Below are 20,411 nucleotides of genomic sequence, written 5' to 3'. Positions count from 1 at the left end.
GCCCGGATCGTCGCCGGGCTATCAGCGCCGCCGGCGACGGGATCGCAGATAGTCGCCGACCACCGCCGCGCCCAGCCCGTCGAGATCGGGAACCACGACCCGGCCCTCGACACGGCGGGCGACCTGGTCGATGAACCGCGCCAGGCCGGGGTCGCTACCCAGCCGGAAGATCGTCACCTGCGCGCCCAGCCGGGCCATGTCATCGAATCCGCGCACCGTGTGGGCGATGGTTCGAGGATGCGGCGGGTAGTCGAAAAACACCTCCGACCCGCCGCCGTCGGCGTCTTCGAGGTGCGCGGTCGGCTCGCCGTCAGTGACCACCAGCACAACCGGCTGCGCGGTGGGGTGTCGGCGCAAGTGCCGTCCGGCCAGCGCCAGCCCATGATGCAGATTGGTGCCCTGCTCGTACACGCCTTCCAGGCCCGCCAGCTCGGCCGGCGTCAAAACTCGTGCGTAACGGCCGAATGCGATGATCTGCAACGCATCCGAGCGGAACCGGGTGCTCACGAGGTGATTGAGCGCCAGCGCCGTTCGCTTCATGGGCAGCCAGCGGTTCTCCATCACCATCGAAAACGAGGTGTCCACGAGCAACGCGACCGCCGCCTGCGTGCGCGTCTCGGTCTCGGAAATCTCGACGTCGTCCACGGTGATCTGAATCGGACCGGCCGGGGCGGCCAGACTGGCAGTGCCGGCCTGCCGCAGTACGGCGTTGGTCAGCGTGCGGGTGACATTCCACGGCTCGGTGTCACCGAACTGCCAGGGCCGGGTGGCGCCGGTCAGCTCACCGGCGGCGCCGGCGCGGCGGTGGTCGCGCTCCCCGCGCCGACCCGCGAGCTGCTGTGCCACATCACGCAGTGCGGTCTCGCCGAGCCGGCGCATCGCCTTGGGGGACAGCCGCCACTGACCGTCGCTGCCCCGGTCCAAAAAACCCTGGTGCAGCAGCGCTCGTTCCAGCTCGGCCAATGTCCGGGCGTCGACGGCGGCGCGGTCACCGAGTTGGCGGGCCAACGCGTCCAGGTCGACGTCGTCCATCGTCGCGCCCGGATAGCTTTGCGAGAGCTGCTCGGCCAGCTGCTCCAGTTCGGCGATGTCGGCCAGTGCCTGCGTGCCTTCGCCCAGGCCCAGCGGGTCGTCGCCGGAGAATTGCGCCGACCCCGCCCAGTCCTCGGCAGGCCGGGCCGCCTGCAGGTGGGCGTCCAAGCGATTCAATGACTGCATCAACGCCGGTGACCCGAATGCCTGCTGCGCCAAAGCATCTAATTCGGCACGCTGGTCGGGGCTCAGGCTGTTGCGGAAGCGCTGCGCGGCAGCGGCCCGCTTGGCCAGCGAATCCAGCAGCTCGTCGATGTCGCGGGGGTTTTCCGGAAAGAACTCGCCGTGCCTGGCCATGAAGTCGTCGAAATCGTCTTGGGTGTCTTCGCCGCGGGCGTGCTTGTCCAGCAAATCGTTGAGGTCGTCGAGCATCTCGGTGACCCGCCGGCGGTCCTCGTCGGTAGCGCCCTGAAGCGCCTGCTTCATTCCGGCGAAACGTTGGTCGAGCAGCTCTCGACCCAGCAGATCCTTGATCTGCTCGTAGGATTCGCGGGCAGCGCCGCTGCGCCAGTTGTACTCGGAGAGCTCCTGCACGGCTTTGGCCGGCGACGGCGAAAGCGCGTCGAGCTGCAGCTCCGCGAAACGGGCATCGTCGTCGAGCGCGCGAGCCAGTTCCTTGCGCTCGGCCAGCACCGCCTCGTCGAGCAGCTTCTTGATCTGTGCCAGCGTGCCATCCAGGTTCTTGCTGCGCAGTAGTTCTCGGCGGCGCCGGTGGACCTCGGCGGCCAGCCGGTCCGCACCCGGCATGTTCTTGGTGCCGCGGCGCAGCAACTCCGACAGCGCCCGCCGCGGCGACGTCCCGGCCATCACGTCCTGCCCGATCTGCTCGAGCGCCTCGCGCAGATCCACCGGCGGGGCCAGCGGGTCCGGCCCGCCGGTGTAGGCCGAGTAGCGCAGCGAGTGCCCCCTGAAAGATTCAGCCATACACGGTTCGGCCCTCTCCGGACACCTTGTCGACGCGCCTGGCCAGATACAGCGCTTCCAACGCCAACTCCAGCGCTGCGGCGCGCTCACCTTCGGATTCCGCGCCCAGCCGGCGCGCGATCGCGTCGACGACGGGCAGCTCCGGCAGCGCAGCCAGCACATCTTTGGCCGACACCCGCTCCCCCGTCGTCACCGACGCGCCCCCCGCCACGGCGCCAACCAGCGCGCCGACGTCGAGGCCGCCGAGCGCCTTGGCTGCGGTGTCGGCGGTGGCGCGACGCAGCAGGTGCTCGAGCACCGCCTGCTCGCGTCCCTCCTCGCCGGACTCGAACTCCAGCTTGCCGCGCAGCACGTCGACCACCGTGCCCAGGTCGACCACCCGGGCCACCGGATCCGTCTCGCCGAGCACCGCGCCGCGATGCCGGGCCGCGGCCGCCACCGTCTCAGCCGCCGCGATCGCGAAGCGGGCCGACACCCCGGAACGTTGATCGACCGAGCTCGATTCGCGCAGGTATCGGGCGAATCGGGCGATGACCTCGATCAGGTGATCAGGCACCTGAGCACTCAACTGGGCCTCCTGGACGATGACGCCCATCTCGGCATCGAGCTCCAGCGGGTAATGGGTGCGGATCTCGGCCCCGAACCGGTCCTTGAGCGGGGTGATGATGCGACCACGGTTGGTGTAATCCTCCGGGTTGGCGCTCGCGACGACCAGGACGTCCAGCGGCAGGCGCAACGTGTAGCCGCGGACCTGGATGTCACGTTCCTCCATGACGTTGAGCATCGACACCTGGATGCGCTCGGCCAGGTCGGGCAGCTCGTTGACCGCGACGATGCCCCGGTGCGCCCGGGGGATCAGACCGTAGGCGATGGTCTCCGGGTCGCCCAACGAGCGGCCCTCGGCGACTTTGATCGGGTCGATGTCGCCGACCAGGTCGGCCACGCTGGTGTCGGGGGTGGCCAGCTTCTCGGTGTAGCGCTCGCTGCGGTGTTTCCACGCCACCGGCAGGTCGTCGCCGAGTTCGGCGGCCCGCCGGATCGACTCCGGGGTGATCGGCGCGTAGGGGTGTTCGCCGAGTTCAGCGCCGCCGATCACCGGCGTCCACTCGTCGAGCAGGCCGACCAGCGCCCGCAGCAGCCGGGTCTTGCCCTGGCCGCGTTCACCGAGCAAGACGAAGTCGTGTCCGGCGATCAGCGCCCGCTCCAGCTGCGGGATCACGGTGTCCTCGAAGCCCAGGATTCCCGGCCAGATCTCGTCACCCTCGGCCAGGGCGGTCAGCAGGTTTTCCCGGATTTCGGCTTTGACTGCCCGGGCGCGGTGCCCGGACGCGCGGAGTTCGCCGAGGGTCCGGGGCAGCTGGGTCGGTGCGGTCACGTCTCCACGCTACGACGACGGACGGACTCGTGCGCGTCGGATCCCTGTCCCCCGGTTCAATGCGCGAAGTGCCGGGCGCCCGTCACATACAGCGTCACCCCCGCCTCGGCCGCTGCGGCGGTCACTTCGTCGTCGCGGACCGACCCGCCGGGATGCACGACCGCGCTCACGCCCGCGGCGGCCAGCGTCTGAAGCCCGTCGGGGAACGGGAAGAAGGCATCCGAGGCCGCCACCGCGCCCCGCACCCGCTCACCACCGCGCTCGACCGCCAACCGCGCGGCATCGACCCGGTTGACCTGACCCATGCCGACACCCACCGTGGCGCCGTCGGCGGCGATCACGATTGCGTTGGACTTGACGGCACGGCAAGCCCGCCACGCAAAAACCAAGTCGGCCAATTTCGTCGGGTTGGCCGCCGAACCGGCGGCCAGGGTCCAGGTGGCCGGGTTGTCGCCCGGGGCGGTCAGCCGGTCGCGTTGCTGCAGGAGCAGGCCGCCGCTGATCTGACGCAGCTCGGTGCCGACCCCTATCGGCTCGGAGGCGACCAGCACCCGGATGTTCTTCTTGCCTGCCAGCACCTCCACGGCGCCCGGCGCGTAAGCCGGCGCGACGATCACCTCGGTGAAAATCGTGTTGACATACTCTGCCATCTCGACACTGACCTCGGTGTTGGCCGCGATCACGCCGCCGAATGCACTGCGCGGGTCGCATGCGTGGGCCTTGCGGTGCGCATCGGCCACCGAGACCGACGAGATCGCGATCCCGCACGGATTGGCATGCTTGACGATCGCCACGCAAATCTGCTCATGGTCGAAGGCCGCCCGCCACGCTGCGTCGGCATCGGTGAAGTTGTTGTACGACATCTCTTTTCCGTGCAGCTGATCGGCCTGTGCCAACCCCGGCCAGGCCCGGTCATCACAGTAGAGCGCGGCACCCTGATGCGGGTTCTCGCCGTAGCGCAGCACCGCCGAACGCCGCCACGAGCCGGCAAACCACCCCGGGAACACCGTGCGCGGCTGTTCGGGGGCCAGCTCCGACTCCATCCAACAGGCGATGTCGATGTCGTACTCGGCGGTGTGGCGAAACGCCAACGACGCCAGCTTCTTGCGCTGGGCGAGGGTGAATCCGCCGTCTCGCACCGCGGCCAGCACCCCGTCATAGCCGCGCGGGTCGACGACAACAGCCACGCCGGCATGGTTTTTGGCGGCCGCCCGCACCATCGCCGGCCCGCCGATATCGATCTGCTCGACGCAGTCGTCGGTACCGGCACCGGAGTCGACGGTTTCGGTGAACGGATACAGGTTCACCACCACCAGATCGAATGCCGCGATCCCCAGTCGCTCGAGCGCCGCGGCATGGTCGGGCTTGCGCAGGTCGGCCAGCAAACCGGCATGGATGTGAGGGTGCAAGGTTTTCACCCGGCCGTCAAGCACCTCGGGAAACCCGGTCACCTGCTCCACCGGTGTCACCGGAATACCTTGATCAGCAATGGTTTTCGCGGTCGACCCGGTCGAGACGATGGCCACACCGGCCGCGTGGAGTCCGCGCGCGAGGTCGATCACTCCGGTCTTGTCGTACACGCTGATCAGTGCCCGGCGAATCGGCCGTTTGGACTCCACACCGTTTTCTGCACCGTTTTCTGCGCTCATCCGAGGGTCGCCTTTCGTCCGGTCCAGGTCACGCCCCGAGTCACCACCGCGGCAACGACGTCCACCAACAGCTGCCGCTCGACGACCTTGATGCGTTCGTGGAGGGTCGATTCGTCGTCGCCATCGAGCACCGAGACGGCTTGCTGCGCCAGGATCGGCCCGGTGTCCACGCCGGCGTCGACCAGGTGCACCGTGGCCCCGGTGACCTTGACGCCGTAGTCGAGGGCGTCGGCCACCGCGTGCATGCCGGCGAATGCCGGCAGCAGCGCCGGGTGGGTGTTGATGACGCGCCCGGTGAACCGCGCGAGGAATCGCGGTCCCAGGATCTTCAGGAATCCGGCCGACACCACCAGGTCAGGGGAATGGGCTGCGGTGGCGTCGGTGAGCGACAGGTCCCAGGCTTCACGGCTGGGGCAATCGGCCAGCCGTACGGTGAATGTGGGCACCGAGGCCCCGGTGGCGACGCCGACGGCGGGGCAGTCGCGGTCCACGCCGACGGCGACGATGCGGGCCGGGTAATCCCCGGCGGCGGCGTCCAGCAGGGCGGCGAGCAGCGTGCCGGTACCCGAGGCCAGGACCACCACCCGTGCCGGTAGTTCCGGGGCCACATGAAGAGATTGCTGCACAGGGCGAGCCTATCCGCAGCATCAGGTGGAGCCCGGGGGCTCTTCGGTCTCGGTCGGTGCTTCGGAGGCCGCGGCGGTGGCGTCGACGGCGAAGTCCTCCGGCACCGTCGGGGCAGCCTCCGGACTGTCGGCCGGCACCGGGCCCGCCGGGGGACGGCTGATTCCGCGGGCCAACACCACGGTGATCGCGCCGATGACGGCGAACCACACGAACACCGCGATCGCGAACGTGCTCTGGTCCACCCCGACGTCGCCGAAGTTGCCCAGCTGCCCGCCCGCCGCGTAGCCCAGTAGCGCCATCGCCAGCGCCGCCATCGCGGCAGCCGTCAGCAGCTTGGCCATCGCCGGCAACAGCGGCAGCGGCCGCCGCGCGCACTGCTGCCCAACCGCCACACCCGATGACGCCCCGACGATCAACAACGCCACCCACACCGGCCCCAGCGGCGGGCTGGGTGCGGCCGCCAGCACCGGAACCGCCGGTATGTCGCCGCCGAACACGGTGAACGCGCTGAAAGCGGCGGCACCCAGATGGACGCTGGAACCCACGGCGACTGCTGCGGTCCCGACGACGACGTTGGGCACGTACAACACCGACAGCACGGTGAGACTGAGTTGGCCGAACAGCGAGTCGGTGATCTCGTAGAGCCGATGCATCGTCGCCCAGTGCACTACCAGCGACCCGGCGGTGACCAACCCGGACAGCCCCACCAGCGCCAACACACCCGCCGTTGCGGCACGCAGCGAGTCGGCCAGCCAATCCGGCAGTCGCGCGGCAGCCAGCGCCCGCCGGCCCACCCGCGAGCCCACCCCGGTCACCGCGCCGATCCCGTGCACTGCCAGCACACTGACGAAGGCGCGCAATGCGCTGGGCGTCTGCAGCTCGGTAACCACCGAGGCCGCGTCGTGAATAACCGCCAGCGCCACGGCGGCGATCAGTAGCGGTCCGCCCAGCGCCGAGGCAACGACCCAGCGCAGGACGAACCAGGACGCCGTGCTGCGGGTGGCCTGCGCCGTGGTGCGCGCGGTGGCCCATACCATCACCATGGTCGGCAGCAGCGGCAGCACGCCCAGTTCCCGGCCACCGATCGAAATCGGCACCAGATGCACGCCCAGCCACATGCTGGCGACGGCCCCCAGGGCGCCGGTCATGTCGCTGTTGGCCAGCAGTAACTCCAGCAACGTGACCGCGGCGATGATGACCAGCGCCACCACAGCCGGGCCGAACGCCACCCGTAGTAAGTCGCGCGCCTGATGCGCGCCGGTTGCGCTAGTGTCGTCCGCCCGCGTCATGCTTCGCGCGTCACGCGGTCGGTCTCGGCATCGCGAGCCGATGCGCCCGCCTCGCCGCGCCGGTGATCCCCACGAGCACGAGGGACCGGCTAGGACTGGGGCTGACCCGAGGACGACGACTGCGGACCCGGATCATGCGCCTGGCCGCCCTGGCTTCCCGAATCCTCGTGAGCCTGCCCGGACGGGTCCGATCCGGAACCGGTCGAGGGGGGCGGGCTGAAGCTGGGGAAGCCGGTCGGCGGAGTGGGCGTTCCCTGTTGGGGTCCCGATTGCGATTGCTGCGATCCCGCCGAGCCGAACCCGCCGGTCGGCGGTGCGGAGGAGTAGCCGCTGTAGGGCGACCCGTATCCGGATTGCTGCGGGCCCGGTGGCGAATAGGGCATCTGCTGCCGGCCGTAATAGCCGCCAGGCTGCCCGCCGTACTGGCCGTACTGGCTGTACTGGTCGTATCTGGGCTGCGGCATCGCCGCGCTGATGACGCCCGCGTCCAACAGGACCACCCCGGCCGCGGCGCAAGCCTGCAGCACGGTGCAGGCCAGGACGAACCACAGGGCCCAACCCCGTCCGGAGGCGCTGACCGTGTTCTCGACAAGCATCAGTGCGCCCAGCGCGGAGATCGCCGCGACGACCGGGGCGTAGCTTTTCGCCTTGGGCAGCAGACCGGTCGCCGCCAACAGCGCCGCCAACAGCGCCGCAGCCACGGGGAAACCGCCGCCGGTCTGAACCAGCTCCTCACCACCGGGAAGCATCGTGGTGAACATTTTGCCGTAACTGGCCAGATAGGCGAGTAGGCCGAGCACGATGACCGCGCCGGTCAGATAGGGCTGTGGCTTCTCCCCGCCAACGGATTTGGCGAACGACGGTGCGGTTGCCCCATAGAAGCCGGGCGGATATCCGGAACTGCCGGGCGGGTAGGTCATCACTTCTCCTGTGCTTCACGTACCGTTTGCGACGCCGCTGGCGTGCGGCACTGCACTCGCCGGCGTCGCTGCCCGCGGCGCCGCGTCGGACCGCTCCATGCACGCCCCTGACTGGCTGCGGGCGTAGCGACGCGATTCGATGCTCCACGCTAGCGCACTGTCGTGGCGGCCGCCGCGGCGCTCCGGATGTCTCGCCGTGCGACCCCGCGCTTGCCCCCCAGATTGGAACACGTTCTAATTCAGGGCATGGATTACGGGCTTGTGCTCTTCACCAGCGACCGCGGCATCACCCCGGCGGCGGCTGCCGCACTCGCCGACAAATACGGCTTCCACACCTTCTACGTCCCCGAACACACCCACATCCCGGTCCGGCGCCAGGCGGCACACCCGACCACCGGAGACGCGACCCTGCCCGACGATCGTTATCTGCGCACCCTGGATCCGTGGGTCAGCCTGGCGACGGCGTGCGCGGTCACGTCCCGCGTGCGGTTGGCCACCGCGGTGGCGTTACCCGTCGAGCACGATCCGATAACCCTGGCCAAGTCCATTGCCACCCTCGACTACCTGTCCGGCGGCCGGGTGCGCCTGGGTGTCGGGTTCGGTTGGAATACCGACGAACTCGCCGACCACGGCGTGCTGCCCGGGCGCCGGCGCACCATGCTGCGCGAATACATCGAGGCGATGCGCGCACTGTGGACCCAGGAAGAAGCCGCCTACGAGGGCGAATTCGTCAACTTCGGACCAAGCTGGGCCTGGCCCAAGCCGGTGCAGCCGCACATTCCGGTCCTGCTCGGCGCGGCCGGCACGGAGAAGAACTTCACCTGGATCACGCGCAACGCCGATGGGTGGATCACTACTCCGCGCGACGTCGATATCGATGAGCCGGTGAAGCTGTTACGAGACATCTGGGCCGACGCCGGCCGGCGCGGAACGCCGCAGATCGTGGCACTGGATGTGAAGCCGGTGCCCGAGAAACTCGCGCACTGGGCCCAACTGGGGGTGACCGAAGTGCTCTTCGGGCTGCCCGACCGCACCGCGGACGAGGTCGCCGCCTACGTCGAGCGGCTGGCCGGCAAGCTCGCCGCGCGCGGGTAGCAGCGGTTGCCGTGGTCGAACGACCGCACCAGGACCGGTTGGTTGAGCGGATCCCCGGTGATGAGCAGCGCGATGAGGTCGTCGTCCTCGGTGGTCGCCAAAAACCGGCTGCCGTCGGCGTCGAGGCGGCCGATGATGATCCCGGTCGGTCGGCCGCCGTCGCGACGGACCGTATAGGTCTCGACGGTAGCCGGGCCGTCGGCGTGCTCGGTCACCGGCTGGGTGGGGGCTGCGGCGATCTGCGCCTGTAACCGCGCGCTGTCGTCGGGCTTCCATTCCACCGGTGTGGTCGAGTAGATTCCGACCGAATACTTGCTCATGATGCCACCGTTGGCGCCGACCAGACCGAAAGCTCCTGGGCGGCTGCGCATTGCGGCCACCGTCTCGGCCACGGCGTGCATCGAGTAATTGTTGCCCGCGCCGCCGAAAAACGGCAGGCCGCCGGTGCGGGTGAGCCCGCGTGGATCGTCGGTCGCGATACCCGTGCCGTCGCAGATGTTGAACACCGGGACCGGAAAGCAGCTGTAGAGATCGAAGGTGGCGATGTCGTCGATCCCGACGCCGGCCACCGCCAGGGCCTCCCGCACCGCCAGCACCGCCGACGGGGCGTGCCCGAGATCGGGCCGGTCCAGCAAACTCTGCTCTTCCAGATCGGCGTGGCCGTGCAAATACACCCAGTTCTCCTCGGGCACACCGAGTTTGCGCGCGGACTCCACCGACATCAGCAGCGCTGCCGCGCCCTGGTTCACCTGATCGCGCGCGACCAGCAGTCTCGGGTACGGTTCGGCGATCATCCGGTTGCGCTCGGTAACCGTGATCAATTCCTCGACGCTGCGTTCCACCGGTGCGGCGGCGAAGGGATTGCCGGCGGCGACTTTGGTGAACGGTGCGAACAGTTCACCCATCTGCCGTCGATAGTCGGCCGGATCGAGCCCGGTCCCGGCCCGGCGGGCGTTTTCCATCAGTCCGTACTGGGTGGGAGCATCGATCAGCCCGTGAATGACGGTGTAGCGGGTGATGAGCCCGTCGATGCCCGTGCCGCGGTCTTCCAGTGTCCCGTCAACGGTCTCGGAGAAATCCGGTGGGTTGTCCGAGTCGGCGAAGTAGCGGTTCGTCGAGGTCGCGTCGGATCCGAAGACGAGCGCGACGGCTGAGCGGCCCGCGGCGATCTCGCCGGCCAGTTCGTTGATCAGATGCTGCGGACTTTGACCGCCCACGACCTCCAGGATGGCGCGAGCGGGGTCCGCGCCGATGCGGTTGGCCACCGACCGTGGGTAGTTGTTCGACCGCCCCAGTGGGGCTGTGGCGACCGGGCCGGAGATCTCGAACTGGCGCACCCCCGCCACCGTGTCGATCTCCGCCGCCACCGCGGTCGCCTCGGCACCGCAGTCATCGAGTGCGGCCCGGGCTGCGGCGGTGGCTAATTCGACCGCCGACATGCCGCGGTAGTAGGCGTCGTCGATACGCTCGGCGGCCTGTCCGACCCCGACGACGACGGGGGTGCGCGGGTCGATGGTCGGGGTCACAGATCGTGCAGGATCTTTCGGGCCAGCGCCGCTGTGGCCGAGGGTGTCTTGCCGACCTGCACGCCGGCGGCCTCCAAGGCTGCTTTCTTGGCGGTCGCGGTGCCCGACGAGCCCGAGACGATCGCCCCGGCGTGACCCATCGTCTTGCCTTCGGGAGCGGTGAAGCCGGCGACATAGCCGACGACCGGCTTGGAGACGTTGGCCTTGATGTAGTCGGCGGCGCGTTCCTCGGCGTCGCCGCCGATCTCGCCGATCATCACGATGAGCTTGGTGTCGGGATCCTTCTCGAAGGCTTCGATGGCGTCGATGTGCGTAGTGCCGATCACGGGGTCGCCGCCGATGCCGATCGCGGTGGAGAAACCGAAGTCGCGCAGCTCATACATCATCTGGTAGGTCAGGGTGCCCGACTTGGACACCAGGCCGATCGGCCCGGGCCCGGTGATGTTGGCGGGGATGATGCCGGCCAGCGACTCACCGGGGGTGATGATGCCGGGGCAGTTCGGCCCGATGATGCGGGTCTTGGTGCCCTGGTCGACGTTGTAGGCCCAGGCGTAGGCGGTGTCCTGCACCGGGATGCCCTCGGTGATGACCACCAACAGCGGCAGTTCGGCGTCGATCGCCTCGAGGACGGCATCCTTGGCGAACTTCGGCGGCACGAAGACGACCGAGACGTCGGCTCCGGTTTCCTTCATCGCCTCGGTCACGTGGGCGAACACCGGAAGCTTCACCAGCCGGCCGCCCCTGTCCTCGTGGGTGACGGTGGTGCCGGCCTTGCGCGCGTTCACGCCGCCGACGATTCGCGTGCCGGCCCTGAGCATGCGCGCGGTGTGGATGGTGGCCTCACTGCCGGTGATGCCCTGGACGATGACCTTGTTGTCCCTGTTGAGGTAGATCGACATCGGCTAGGCGTCCTTTCCGGCGCTGGCCAGCTCGGCGGCCTTGTCGGCCGCCTCGTCCATCGTGGGCACCATGGTTACCAGCGGGTGATCGGCTTCGGCGAGGATGCGGCGGCCTTCGTCGACGTTGTTGCCGTCCAGTCGCACCACCAGCGGTTTGTTGGCCTCGTCGCCGAGGATCTGCAGTGCCGCAACGATGCCGCTCGCCACCGCGTCGCAGGCGGTAATGCCGCCGAACACGTTGACGAACACGCTTCTGACCTGCTGGTCGCCCAACACCACATCCAGGCCGGCGGCCATCACCTCGGCCGACGCGCCCCCGCCGATGTCGAGAAAGTTCGCCGGTTTCACGCCGCCGTATTTCTCCCCGGCGTAGGCGACGACGTCGAGCGTCGACATCACCAAGCCCGCGCCGTTGCCGATGATGCCGACCTGGCCGTCCAGCTTGACGTAGTTGAGGTCGTGCTCCTTGGCCTTCAGTTCCAGCGGGTCGGTGGCCTCGCGGTCTTCGAACTCTGCGTGACCGGGATGGCGGAAGTTCGCGTTGGCGTCCAGGGTGACCTTGGCGTCTAGCGCCAGGATCTGGCCGTCGGGCGTACGGACCAGCGGATTGACCTCGACCAGGGTGGCGTCTTCGGCGACGAACAGCTCCCACAGCTTGGCGATGGTGACCGCCGCCGCGTCGAGCACTTCCTCCGGCAGGTGGCCCTGCGCGGCGATCGACCGCGCGAACGCCAGGTCCACGCCGGTGACCGCGTCGACGGGAACCTTGGCCAGCCGCTCGGGTTTGGTGGCGGCGACTTCCTCGATGTCCATACCGCCCTCCACCGAGCACATCGCCAGGTACGTGCGGTTGGCCCGGTCCAGCAGGAACGAGATGTAGTACTCCTCGGCGATGTCACTCGCCTCGGCGACCAGCAGCTTCTTGACAATATGGCCTTTGATGTCCAGACCGAGGATGGCGCTGGCGTGGGTGTAGGCCTCCGCGGGCGTGGCAGCGAATTTCACTCCGCCGGCCTTACCGCGTCCACCGGTCTTGACCTGCGCCTTGATCATGACGGGGCGGCCGATTTCCTGGGCGATCGCCTTGGCGCCCTCGGCGCTGTCGGTCACTCGTCCCGGCGTGGTGGGCACGTTGTGTTTAGCGAACAATTCCTTCGCCTGGTACTCGAAAAGATCCATGGGCTCACTGTCCGTGTCGGCCTGGCAGGTGACGGCTATCTCGTGGGCAAGGTTCTGCGTACCTCACCCCGGGGAACTGTATCGAGCCCGCAGGAAGACTTCGCCGCCGCATCCGCTGTTGTGGCGCAGGTCACGGCTTGGACAAACCCGAAAAAGACGGGCACTGACCGCTGCGCACCGGTACTGGGCGCAGGTGATCCAAATCACATTCTCGGCCGGATTTCCGGCTTTGCTTGCGGCCTTCGCACGTCGCTGGTTAACGTCTCAGCGTTCAGATAACGTTATGGTTACGAACAGAGGGACAGTTGACCCAGCATCGTTTTGCCCGGTCTCCTCTCGGATCCGACGACGGGTTGGACGTCGACCCCAACGAGATCACCGACATCATTCCGTTCAACGAGTTCGGACGCCTCGACGAACTCGAGTTCAGCGACAATATCCTCTTCGACACCGAGGTCGAGGTGCTGCGGGCGCCGGAGCTCGACGACCTGACCGACACCGACGACCTGACTCCGCTGCCGCTGGCCACTCCCGGCGAGTGTCCGCCCGATCCACCCGCTCGTGAAAGTGCCACCTACGTGCACGCCGCTGCGATTGCGCCGCGCCGCGGGGCGCATCGCCAGCAGCTCAACGGCGCGGTCAAGGGCCGGGTGTTGATCAGCGCCATGGCGGCCGGCGCTGCTGCTGCCGCCGCGCATTCGGCCGCGCATCCCACCGACCCCGGCAAGGCGCACGCCGTGCGAGCCGCCGACGCCGCCATGCTCCACCGCGGGCCGATCACCGCCTCGTCCCATGGAGTGCAGATGGTCACGGTGCAGCCCGCCGCCACCACCGCCGTGCACAATGCGCAGCTGGCCAGCGCGGTGGCATTCGCCGAAGAGCGAGCTCAGCGCGAAGCCCGATTGCAGCAGCCGCTTTACGTCATGCCGGCCAGAGGCCTACTGACGTCGAACTTCGGTTATCGCTGGGGCGTGCTGCACGCCGGGATCGACATCGCGAACGCGATAGGCACGCCGATAGTCGCGGTGTCCGACGGGGTCGTCATCGACGCCGGCCCGACCGCCGGCTACGGAATGTGGGTCAAGCTGCGCCATGCCGACGGAACGGTCACGCTCTACGGCCACGTCAACACCACGACGGTCCGGGTCGGCGAGCGTGTCATGGCGGGCGACCAGATCGCCACCATGGGCAACCGGGGTAATTCGACCGGCCCGCACCTGCATTTCGAAGTGCTGGCGGGCGGCAGCGCCCGCGTGGACCCGGTGCCGTGGCTGGCGAAGCGCGGACTGAGCCTGGGCGGCTTCGCCGGGTAAGCGGTGACCGACCCGAGCGATATCCCGGCCGGCGAGAGCCTGCCCGGCCCTGGAGTCGGCGGTTCGGCGGGATCCGGGGATCAACCTCCCCGAACCCGGATCATCCGGCGGGCGCCGACGAGGCCGCTCCCGGCCATCGCCGACGAGGCTCACACCACCCACCTTCCGCCGCCGGGCACCGGTGACCGGGCCGGACCGTCTGACCGAACCGCGGTGGCCGCGTGCGCAGTCGCCATTGTCAGCGGCTGGGCCACCATGGTGGTGGCGACCGACCTGATCGTGGGCTGGTGGCGTTCCGATCGGCTGTTCTGCGGGGCGGTGGCCTTCCTGGCGCTGGTGTTCGCGCTGGCCACGATTTCCGGCGTGATCACCCTCCTGCAGCGTCGCAACCTGGGGCGTCACCTCATCGTGGCGGGCGCCGTGGTCGCCCTGCTGACCTACGGTGGCGTGTTCGTCGCCGGCGCGCGGGTCGCCTGGATCGTGCATCTGCTGCCGCTGCTGCCGATCTTCAGTGCGGTGCTCGCGCTGCATCCGCGGACGAAACGGTGGCTGGTTTCGAGCCTCTAGAGCACCGCGGGTCTAAAGCTTGGTCAGCGGGGCGTGGTTGTGCATCAGCTTGACCCGCCCCGAGCTGCCGAAGTCGATCAGCGACATCGCCGATTCCCCGACGCCGGTGACTTCCTCGACCCGGCCAAGTCCGTACTTGTCGTGGGAGACCCGGTCGCCGGGTTGCAGCACCAGCAGCGGACGCCGGTCCGCCGCCCCGCGCATCGGTGCCGGCCGCGCCGACCCGAAGCGACCGGCGCCGCTCACCGGCGCGGACAACGACGGCACGGGATCGCTGCGCCGCCAGTCGATCAGCTCCTGAGGAATCTCCCGCAGGAACCGCGACTCGGGGTTGGCCATCGGCTGTCCCCACGACGAACGCACTTTGGCTCTGCTCAGGTACAGGCGCCGGCGCGCCCGGGTGATTCCGACATAGGCCAACCGCCGTTCTTCGGCGAGCTCGCCCGGGTCGTGCAATGCCCGCATGTGCGGGAACATTCCGTCCTCCCAACCCGTCACGAAGACCACCGGGAACTCCAACCCCTTGGCGGTGTGCAAAGTCATCAAGGTGACCACCCCGGCGTTGTGCTCGGGGATTTCGTCGGCGTCGGCGACCAGCGACACCCGTTCCAGGAATTCCGCCAGCACGCCGCTCTTCGGCGCGTCTTCGTCGTCGGGGGTCTGCGGGCTCTTCGGCGACGCGGCAGCATTAGCCCGGTCAACGGCGAATTCATGTGCGACGCCGACGAGTTCGTTGAGGTTATCCAGCCTGGTCAGGTCCTGCGGATCGGTGGAGTGCTCTAACTCCGCTCGGTAGCCGGTGCGGTCCAGCACCGCCTCTACCAGCTCACCGAGATCATCCTGCGCCGAGTCCAGGAGGTCACGCAGCTCGCCGAGCAACTCGACGAAATTCGCGATCGCGTTCACTGAACGCGTATTCAGCAGCGGTACTTTGCCCCCGGCGGCTGCGTCGAGCGCCTCGGCGAAACTGCTGCCGGTGTTCTCGGCGTAGACCGCCACGCAGGCTTCCGCACGGTCGCCGATACCACGGCGCGGGGTGTTCAGGATGCGCCGCAGACTGACCGCGTCGCCGGGATTATCCAGCACCCGCAGGTAGGCAATCACGTCGCGAATCTCCTTGCGCTCGTAAAACCGAACGCCACCAACGACCTTGTACGGAATGCCGGCCCTGATGAACACCTCTTCGAGCGATCGCGACGAGTTGTTGGTGCGGTAGAAGATTGCCACGTCGTTGTAGGTGATCTCACCGTGCTGGACCAGAGCGTCGATTTCGGCGGCGACGAACCGCGCCTCGTCGTGCTCGTTGTCGGCGACGTAGCCGACGATCGGCTCGCCTCGCCCGGCATCGGTCCACAGCCGCTTCTCGCGGCGCCCGGAATTCCGTGAGATCACCGAATTGGCCGCCGAGAGAATGTTCTGCGTGGAGCGGTAATTCTGCTCCAACAGAATCGTCGTCGCGTTCGGGTAGTCACGCTCGAAGTCTTCAATATTGCGGATCGTGGCTCCGCGGAACGCATAGATCGACTGGTCGGCGTCGCCGACTACACACAGCTCGCCGGGCGCGATGTCGTCCGCGGTGTCGGGGCCGACCAATTCGCGCACCAGCATGTACTGGGCGTGATTGGTGTCCTGGTACTCGTCGATGAGGATGTGGCGAAACCGGCGCCGGTAATGCTGGGCGACGTGCGGGAAGGTTTGCAGAACCGCGACGGTCTCCCCGATCAGGTCGTCGAAATCCAGCGCGTTGGCTGCGCGGAGCCGGTGCTGGTATGCGGAGTACACGGCGGCCACAGTGCGGGCCAGGTCGTCAGAGTCGTCGGACAGCGCGGATGCCGCCTGCTGCGGGTCGATCAGCTCGTTCTTCAGGTTGGAGATGGCGTTGGCCAGCAGCCGCGGCGAGTACCGCTTGACGTCGAGCCCCATGTCCTTGCCGATCATCTGCAGCAGCCGTCGGGAATCGTCGGCGTCGTAGATCGAGAAATTGGAGTTCAGCCCGGGAATCAGCGCGGCCTGGTTGCGCAGGATCCGCACGCAAGCCGAATGAAACGTCGACACCCACATGGCGGCAAGAGCCCGGGTCCCGGTCAGCGCGGCGACGCGATCGCGCATTTCGGCAGCCGCTTTGTTGGTGAAGGTGATCGCCAGGATCTGTCCGGGTCCCACGTCGCGCGCGGCGATCAGATAGGCGATCCGGCGTGTCAACACCGCCGTCTTGCCCGAGCCGGCACCCGCGACGATCAGCAGCGGCGTGCCCGCGTGCAGCACCGCCTGGCGCTGTTGCGGGTTGAGGCCGTCGAGGAGCGGGTTTCCCCACCTCATCGGCCTCTCCTTCCGGCAGCCTCGGCGGTCTTTCCGTCCCAAACTTACCGCCGTCGGGGACACCTTTTGCACCGGCAGGGCGCTTAGTGGCACACTCGTTGAGTGTTTTACCGGCAGCATCGATTCTGCTACGGGTATCGGTTCGCGGTCCCCGTGGGTTAGCTGCTGCCCGGAGCCCCGCGGTCCGCACCGGCGATCCGGGGCACGTCTGTTGGGCGAGGCCGGATCGGATGACCACCAGAACCCACCAACAGCGAGAACCCGGAGTCACCGACCATGAGTCCAGAAACCCAGCAGCGTCCCGACATCGAAGAGCTGCGGCAGGAGATTGACCGGCTCGACGCCGAGATCCTGGCGGCGGTCAAACGTCGCACTGAGGTGTCCAAAGCCATCGGCCAGGCGCGCATCGCCTCCGGGGGGACCCGGCTGGTGCACAGCCGCGAAATGAGGGTGATCGAGCGCTACAGCGAGCTCGGCCCCGAGGGCAAAGACCTGGCGATGCTGCTGCTGCGCCTGGGCCGCGGCCGGCTCGGTCACTAGCAATTCGGTGTCGCGCGTGCGGCCGTCCATCCTGACTATGGTCGAAAGCATGACTGCCGCTCGAGAAATTCCGGATATCTCCGCTACCAGCGCCTGGCAAGCCCTGCGCAGGCATCACACCCAGGTCAAAGACATCCACCTGCGCGAGCTCTTCGCCGACGACCCAGACCGCGGCCACGAATTCAGCGTCACCGTCGGTGACCTCTACATCGACTTCAGTAAACACCGCATCACGCGCGAGACCCTCAACCTGCTCGTCGACCTGGCCAAGGCCGCGAACCTGGAGCAGCGCCGTGACGAGATGTTCTCCGGCGTGCACATCAATACCTCCGAAGATCGCGCGGTGCTGCACACCGCATTGCGCCTGCCGCGGGACGCCGAGCTGGTCGTCGACGGACAGAACGTCGTCGCGGATGTGCACACCGTGCTCGACGCGATGGGAGAATTCACCGACCGGCTGCGCAGCGGCGCGTGGACCGGCGCAACGGGCAAACCGATTACGACCGTCGTCAACATCGGCATCGGCGGCTCGGATCTCGGGCCGGCGATGGTGTATCAGGCGCTGCGCCACTACGTCGACGCGGGGATTTCGGCACGTTTCGTCTCTAACATCGATCCCGCCGACCTGGTCGCCACTCTTGCCGACCTGGACCCTGCGACAACGCTTTTCATTGTCGCGTCCAAGACGTTCACCACCCTGGAGACGCTGACCAACGCCAACGCTGCACGGCGCTGGCTGACCGGCGCGCTCGGGGACGACGCGGTGGCTAAGCATTTCGTCGCGGTCTCGACCAACAAAAAGCGGGTTGCCGAGTTCGGTATCGACACCGACAACATGTTCGGGTTCTGGGACTGGGTCGGCGGACGCTATTCGGTGGATTCGGCGATCGGGCTCTCGGTGATGGCCGCGATCGGCCGGGAGGCCTTCGCGGACTTCCTATCCGGTTTCCGCATCGTCGACCGCCATTTCCAGACCGCTCCGCTGCAATCCAATGCACCGGTGCTGCTGGGGCTCATCTCCTTGTGGTACTCCAACTTCTTCGGCGCCCAATCGCGCGCGGTGCTGCCCTATTCCAACGACCTGGCCCGGTTCGCGGCCTATCTGCAGCAGCTGACGATGGAATCCAACGGTAAATCGATCCGCGCCGACGGGACTCCGGTGACCACCGACACCGGCGAGATCTACTGGGGCGAGCCGGGCACCAACGGCCAACACGCCTTCTACCAGTTGCTGCATCAGGGGACCCGGTTGGTGCCGGCCGATTTCATCGGTTTCTCCCAACCGCTCGACGACCTGCCCGACGTCGACGGCAGCGGCAGCATGCATGACTTGTTGATGAGCAACTTTTTCGCTCAGACCCAGGTGCTGGCGTTCGGCAAGACCGCCGAGGAGATCGCCGCGGAAGGCACGCCGGCCGACCTGGTGCCGCACAAGGTGATGCCCGGTAATCGGCCAACGACGTCGATCCTGGCGACTCGGCTCACGCCGTCGGTGCTGGGTCAGTTGATCGCGCTCTACGAGCATCAGGTGTTCACCGAGGGGGTGGTGTGGGGCATCGACTCCTTCGACCAGTGGGGTGTGGAGCTGGGCAAGACTCAGGCCAAGGCGCTGGTGCCGGTGATCGCCGGGGCCGCGTCGCCGGGTCGGTTGTCGGACAGTTCCACCGACGCGCTGGTGCGCCGGTACCGAACCGAGCGCGGCCGCGCCGGGTAGATGTCAGGCGAACGGCTTGGTCAGCCGCGGCGGCAACACCCGCAACAGCGCGACCAGCGGTACCCACGGCCAGGCCGGCACGACGGCGTGGCCGGCCTCGCGTTCGATCGCAGCGACCATCGCCCGGACTCCGGTCTCGGTGTCCACCATCAACATGGTGCTCGCCGACCTGGCGGTCATCTCCGACTCGATATAGCCGGGCTCCAGCACGGTGACTTTGATCGGACCGCGGGCGTATTCCGCGCGCAGCGATTCGCCCAGCGAGGAGATGCCGGCCTTGCTGGCCGCGTAGGCGGCTTTGATGCCGGGCACCCCTTTGTTGGCCAGCACCGACGAGATCAACACCAGATGCCCCGCCCCGGTCCGCCGGAACATCTCCAGCGCGGTTTCTATCTGCACCAGCGCGGCCACCAGGTTGGTCTCGATGGTGGCCTTGTTGGCCCACAGCTTGCCCGAACCCAGCGGTGCCCCTTTGCCGATACCGGCGTTGACGACGACCCGGTCGATCCCGCCCAGCGCATCGGAAAGCTCGGCGAACACCTTGGGTACCTGGTCGTGGTCGGTGACGTCCAACGTCGCGGCGGCCACTGTGATGCCCGGATAGCGCGCGGTCAGTTCGGCTTTGAGCTCGTCGAGCCGGTCGGTGCGGCGGGCGCACAGCGCCAGGTCGCGGCCTTTGGCGGCAAAGGCGCGGGCCATCCCGGCGCCCAGACCCGAACTTGCGCCGGTGATCAGAATCTTTTGGCGAGCCACCCGGGCAGCATAACTACCCGGGCTATTTGAGCAGGCGCGACATCCGCCGGTCGGCCAAGACCTTGCCGCCGGTCTGGCAGGTCGGACAGTAGTGCAACGACGTGTCGGCGAACGACACCTCCCGCACGGTGTCGGCACAGACCGGGCACGGTAGACCGGTTCGGGCATGCACCCGCAGACCGGAGCGCTTCTCACCTTTGAGCGTGGCGGCCTGCCGGCCGACCGAGCGGGTCACCGCGTCGGCCAATACCGACACCATCGCCTGGTGCAGCGCCGCCAGCTGCGCGTCGGAGAGTGTGCCGGCGGTGGCGAACGGCGAGATCTTGGCGACGTGCAGAATCTCGTCGCTGTAAGCGTTGCCGATCCCGGCGATCACCTTCTGGTCGGTGATGACGGTCTTGATCCGCCCGGTGCGTCCGGCCAGCAGAGCGGCCAGTTCATCGGCGCCGATCCGCAGGGCGTCCGGGCCCAGCGCGGCGATTCCCGGTACCTGCATCGGATCGTCGACCAGCCACACCGCCAGCCGCTTCTGGGTGCCCGCTTCGGTGAGGTCGAACCCGGGCGCACCACCGGGACTACCCAGGTGGACACGCATCGCGATCGGCCCCTTGCCAGGCCGCAGCACCGCGC

At 68.0% G+C, this 20,411-nt stretch carries 16 protein-coding genes and 1 pseudogene; 5 read left to right on the top strand and 12 right to left on the bottom strand.

Features of this window, described 5'->3' with window-relative positions; genetic code table 11:
• Positions 1-21: 21 nt before the first annotated feature.
• The 6 genes and pseudogenes from F6Q13_RS04675 to F6Q13_RS04650 all read right to left on the bottom strand — a co-directional run bounded on the left by F6Q13_RS04675 (position 22) and on the right by F6Q13_RS04650 (position 7,876).
• Positions 22-2,016, bottom strand: coding sequence for a VWA domain-containing protein (locus F6Q13_RS04675; protein WP_293052933.1), 1,995 nt, complete (start codon positions 2,014-2,016; stop codon positions 22-24).
• The gene (locus F6Q13_RS04670; protein ID WP_293052930.1) at positions 2,009-3,391 is read right to left on the bottom strand and encodes a sigma 54-interacting transcriptional regulator; all 1,383 of its coding nucleotides are present in this window, start codon (positions 3,389-3,391) and stop codon (positions 2,009-2,011) included. Before F6Q13_RS04670 ends, F6Q13_RS04675 begins: the two co-directional genes overlap by 8 nt.
• Positions 3,392-3,447: 56 nt before the next feature.
• Positions 3,448-5,040, bottom strand: a complete 1,593-nt coding sequence (purH, locus tag F6Q13_RS04665) for a bifunctional phosphoribosylaminoimidazolecarboxamide formyltransferase/IMP cyclohydrolase (protein ID WP_293052927.1) — start codon at positions 5,038-5,040, stop codon at positions 3,448-3,450.
• Entirely contained in the window at positions 5,037-5,666 is a 630-nt protein-coding gene (gene purN / locus F6Q13_RS04660; protein ID WP_293052924.1) for a phosphoribosylglycinamide formyltransferase, read from the bottom strand. Before purN ends, purH begins: the two co-directional genes overlap by 4 nt.
• A gap of 108 nt (positions 5,667-5,774) precedes the next feature.
• Positions 5,775-6,956, bottom strand: a pseudogene (locus F6Q13_RS04655) (DUF6350 family protein); the annotation flags it as partial.
• An 89-nt stretch (positions 6,957-7,045) separates the two neighbouring features.
• Positions 7,046-7,876, bottom strand: coding sequence for a DUF5336 domain-containing protein (locus tag F6Q13_RS04650; protein ID WP_293052921.1), 831 nt, complete (start codon positions 7,874-7,876; stop codon positions 7,046-7,048).
• Between the two features lie 246 nt (positions 7,877-8,122).
• Between F6Q13_RS04650 and F6Q13_RS04645 the strand changes: the two genes are divergently transcribed.
• Positions 8,123-8,971, top strand: a complete 849-nt coding sequence (locus F6Q13_RS04645) for an LLM class F420-dependent oxidoreductase (RefSeq protein WP_293052918.1) — start codon at positions 8,123-8,125, stop codon at positions 8,969-8,971.
• On the opposite strand, the gene F6Q13_RS04640 is transcribed toward F6Q13_RS04645, so the two are convergent.
• The 3 genes from F6Q13_RS04640 to sucC are packed head-to-tail and all read right to left on the bottom strand — an operon-like array spanning position 8,929 to position 12,575.
• Positions 8,929-10,497, bottom strand: coding sequence for an acetyl-CoA acetyltransferase (locus F6Q13_RS04640; protein WP_293052915.1), 1,569 nt, complete (start codon positions 10,495-10,497; stop codon positions 8,929-8,931). The genes F6Q13_RS04645 and F6Q13_RS04640 overlap by 43 nt on opposite strands.
• Positions 10,494-11,396: a succinate--CoA ligase subunit alpha gene (gene sucD, locus F6Q13_RS04635; RefSeq protein ID WP_293052912.1), complete on the bottom strand. Its 903-nt coding sequence runs from the start codon at positions 11,394-11,396 to the stop codon at positions 10,494-10,496. The genes F6Q13_RS04640 and sucD overlap by 4 nt, the downstream gene beginning before the upstream one ends.
• 3 nt (positions 11,397-11,399) lie before the next feature.
• Positions 11,400-12,575 (bottom strand): ADP-forming succinate--CoA ligase subunit beta, encoded by a 1,176-nt coding sequence (gene sucC / locus F6Q13_RS04630; RefSeq protein ID WP_293052909.1) that lies wholly within the window; start codon positions 12,573-12,575, stop codon positions 11,400-11,402.
• Positions 12,576-12,928: 353 nt separating this feature from the next.
• On the opposite strand from sucC, the gene F6Q13_RS04625 reads away from it, so the two are divergent.
• Positions 12,929-13,888 carry a M23 family metallopeptidase gene (locus F6Q13_RS04625; RefSeq protein WP_293053001.1) on the top strand — a complete coding sequence of 320 codons (960 nt, stop codon included), beginning with the start codon at positions 12,929-12,931 and terminating at the stop codon, positions 13,886-13,888.
• Positions 13,889-13,927: 39 nt separating this feature from the next.
• A complete protein-coding gene (locus F6Q13_RS04620; protein ID WP_293052999.1) occupies positions 13,928-14,455 on the top strand; it encodes a hypothetical protein in 528 nt (175 codons plus the stop codon).
• Between the two features lie 12 nt (positions 14,456-14,467).
• Here F6Q13_RS04620 and pcrA read toward each other — a convergent pair whose 3' ends face one another.
• Complete coding sequence (gene pcrA / locus F6Q13_RS04615) at positions 14,468-16,774, bottom strand: DNA helicase PcrA (protein ID WP_293052906.1); 2,307 nt, start codon at positions 16,772-16,774, stop codon at positions 14,468-14,470.
• Between the two features lie 276 nt (positions 16,775-17,050).
• On the opposite strand from pcrA, the gene F6Q13_RS04610 reads away from it, so the two are divergent.
• On the top strand, positions 17,051-17,314 hold the full coding sequence (locus F6Q13_RS04610; RefSeq protein WP_293052903.1) for a chorismate mutase: 264 nt from the start codon (positions 17,051-17,053) through the stop codon (positions 17,312-17,314).
• 49 nt (positions 17,315-17,363) lie between these two features.
• Positions 17,364-19,028, top strand: a complete 1,665-nt coding sequence (gene pgi, locus F6Q13_RS04605; protein ID WP_293052900.1) for a glucose-6-phosphate isomerase — start codon at positions 17,364-17,366, stop codon at positions 19,026-19,028.
• A 3-nt stretch (positions 19,029-19,031) separates the two neighbouring features.
• Here pgi and F6Q13_RS04600 read toward each other — a convergent pair whose 3' ends face one another.
• Both F6Q13_RS04600 and F6Q13_RS04595 read right to left on the bottom strand, forming a co-directional pair.
• Entirely contained in the window at positions 19,032-19,781 is a 750-nt protein-coding gene (locus tag F6Q13_RS04600) for an SDR family oxidoreductase (protein WP_293052897.1), read from the bottom strand.
• 22 nt (positions 19,782-19,803) lie between these two features.
• Positions 19,804-20,277, bottom strand: a complete 474-nt coding sequence (locus F6Q13_RS04595) for a zinc finger domain-containing protein (protein WP_293052997.1) — start codon at positions 20,275-20,277, stop codon at positions 19,804-19,806.
• Positions 20,278-20,411 lie beyond the last annotated feature (134 nt).

The organism is Mycobacterium sp. (assembly GCF_008709575.1).
In the GTDB taxonomy this organism is placed as follows: Bacteria; Actinomycetota; Actinomycetes; order Mycobacteriales; family Mycobacteriaceae; genus Mycobacterium.
This window is presented reverse-complemented; position numbering and strand designations above follow the sequence as displayed.

Excerpts from the sequence above, each read along its gene's own strand:
- F6Q13_RS04675 (WP_293052933.1), bottom strand. The coding sequence starts at position 2,016 with ATGGCTGAATCTTTCAGGGGGCACTCGCTGCGCTACTCGGCCTACACC.
- purH (WP_293052927.1), bottom strand. The coding sequence starts at position 5,040 with ATGAGCGCAGAAAACGGTGCAGAAAACGGTGTGGAGTCCAAACGGCCG.
- F6Q13_RS04650 (WP_293052921.1), bottom strand. The coding sequence starts at position 7,876 with ATGACCTACCCGCCCGGCAGTTCCGGATATCCGCCCGGCTTCTATGGG.
- F6Q13_RS04645 (WP_293052918.1), top strand. The coding sequence starts at position 8,123 with ATGGATTACGGGCTTGTGCTCTTCACCAGCGACCGCGGCATCACCCCG.
- sucD (WP_293052912.1), bottom strand. The coding sequence starts at position 11,396 with ATGTCGATCTACCTCAACAGGGACAACAAGGTCATCGTCCAGGGCATC.
- sucC (WP_293052909.1), bottom strand. The coding sequence starts at position 12,575 with ATGGATCTTTTCGAGTACCAGGCGAAGGAATTGTTCGCTAAACACAAC.
- pcrA (WP_293052906.1), bottom strand. The coding sequence starts at position 16,774 with ATGAGGTGGGGAAACCCGCTCCTCGACGGCCTCAACCCGCAACAGCGC.
- F6Q13_RS04610 (WP_293052903.1), top strand. The coding sequence starts at position 17,051 with ATGAGTCCAGAAACCCAGCAGCGTCCCGACATCGAAGAGCTGCGGCAG.
- pgi (WP_293052900.1), top strand. The coding sequence starts at position 17,364 with ATGACTGCCGCTCGAGAAATTCCGGATATCTCCGCTACCAGCGCCTGG.
- F6Q13_RS04595 (WP_293052997.1), bottom strand. The coding sequence starts at position 20,277 with ATGCAGGTACCGGGAATCGCCGCGCTGGGCCCGGACGCCCTGCGGATC.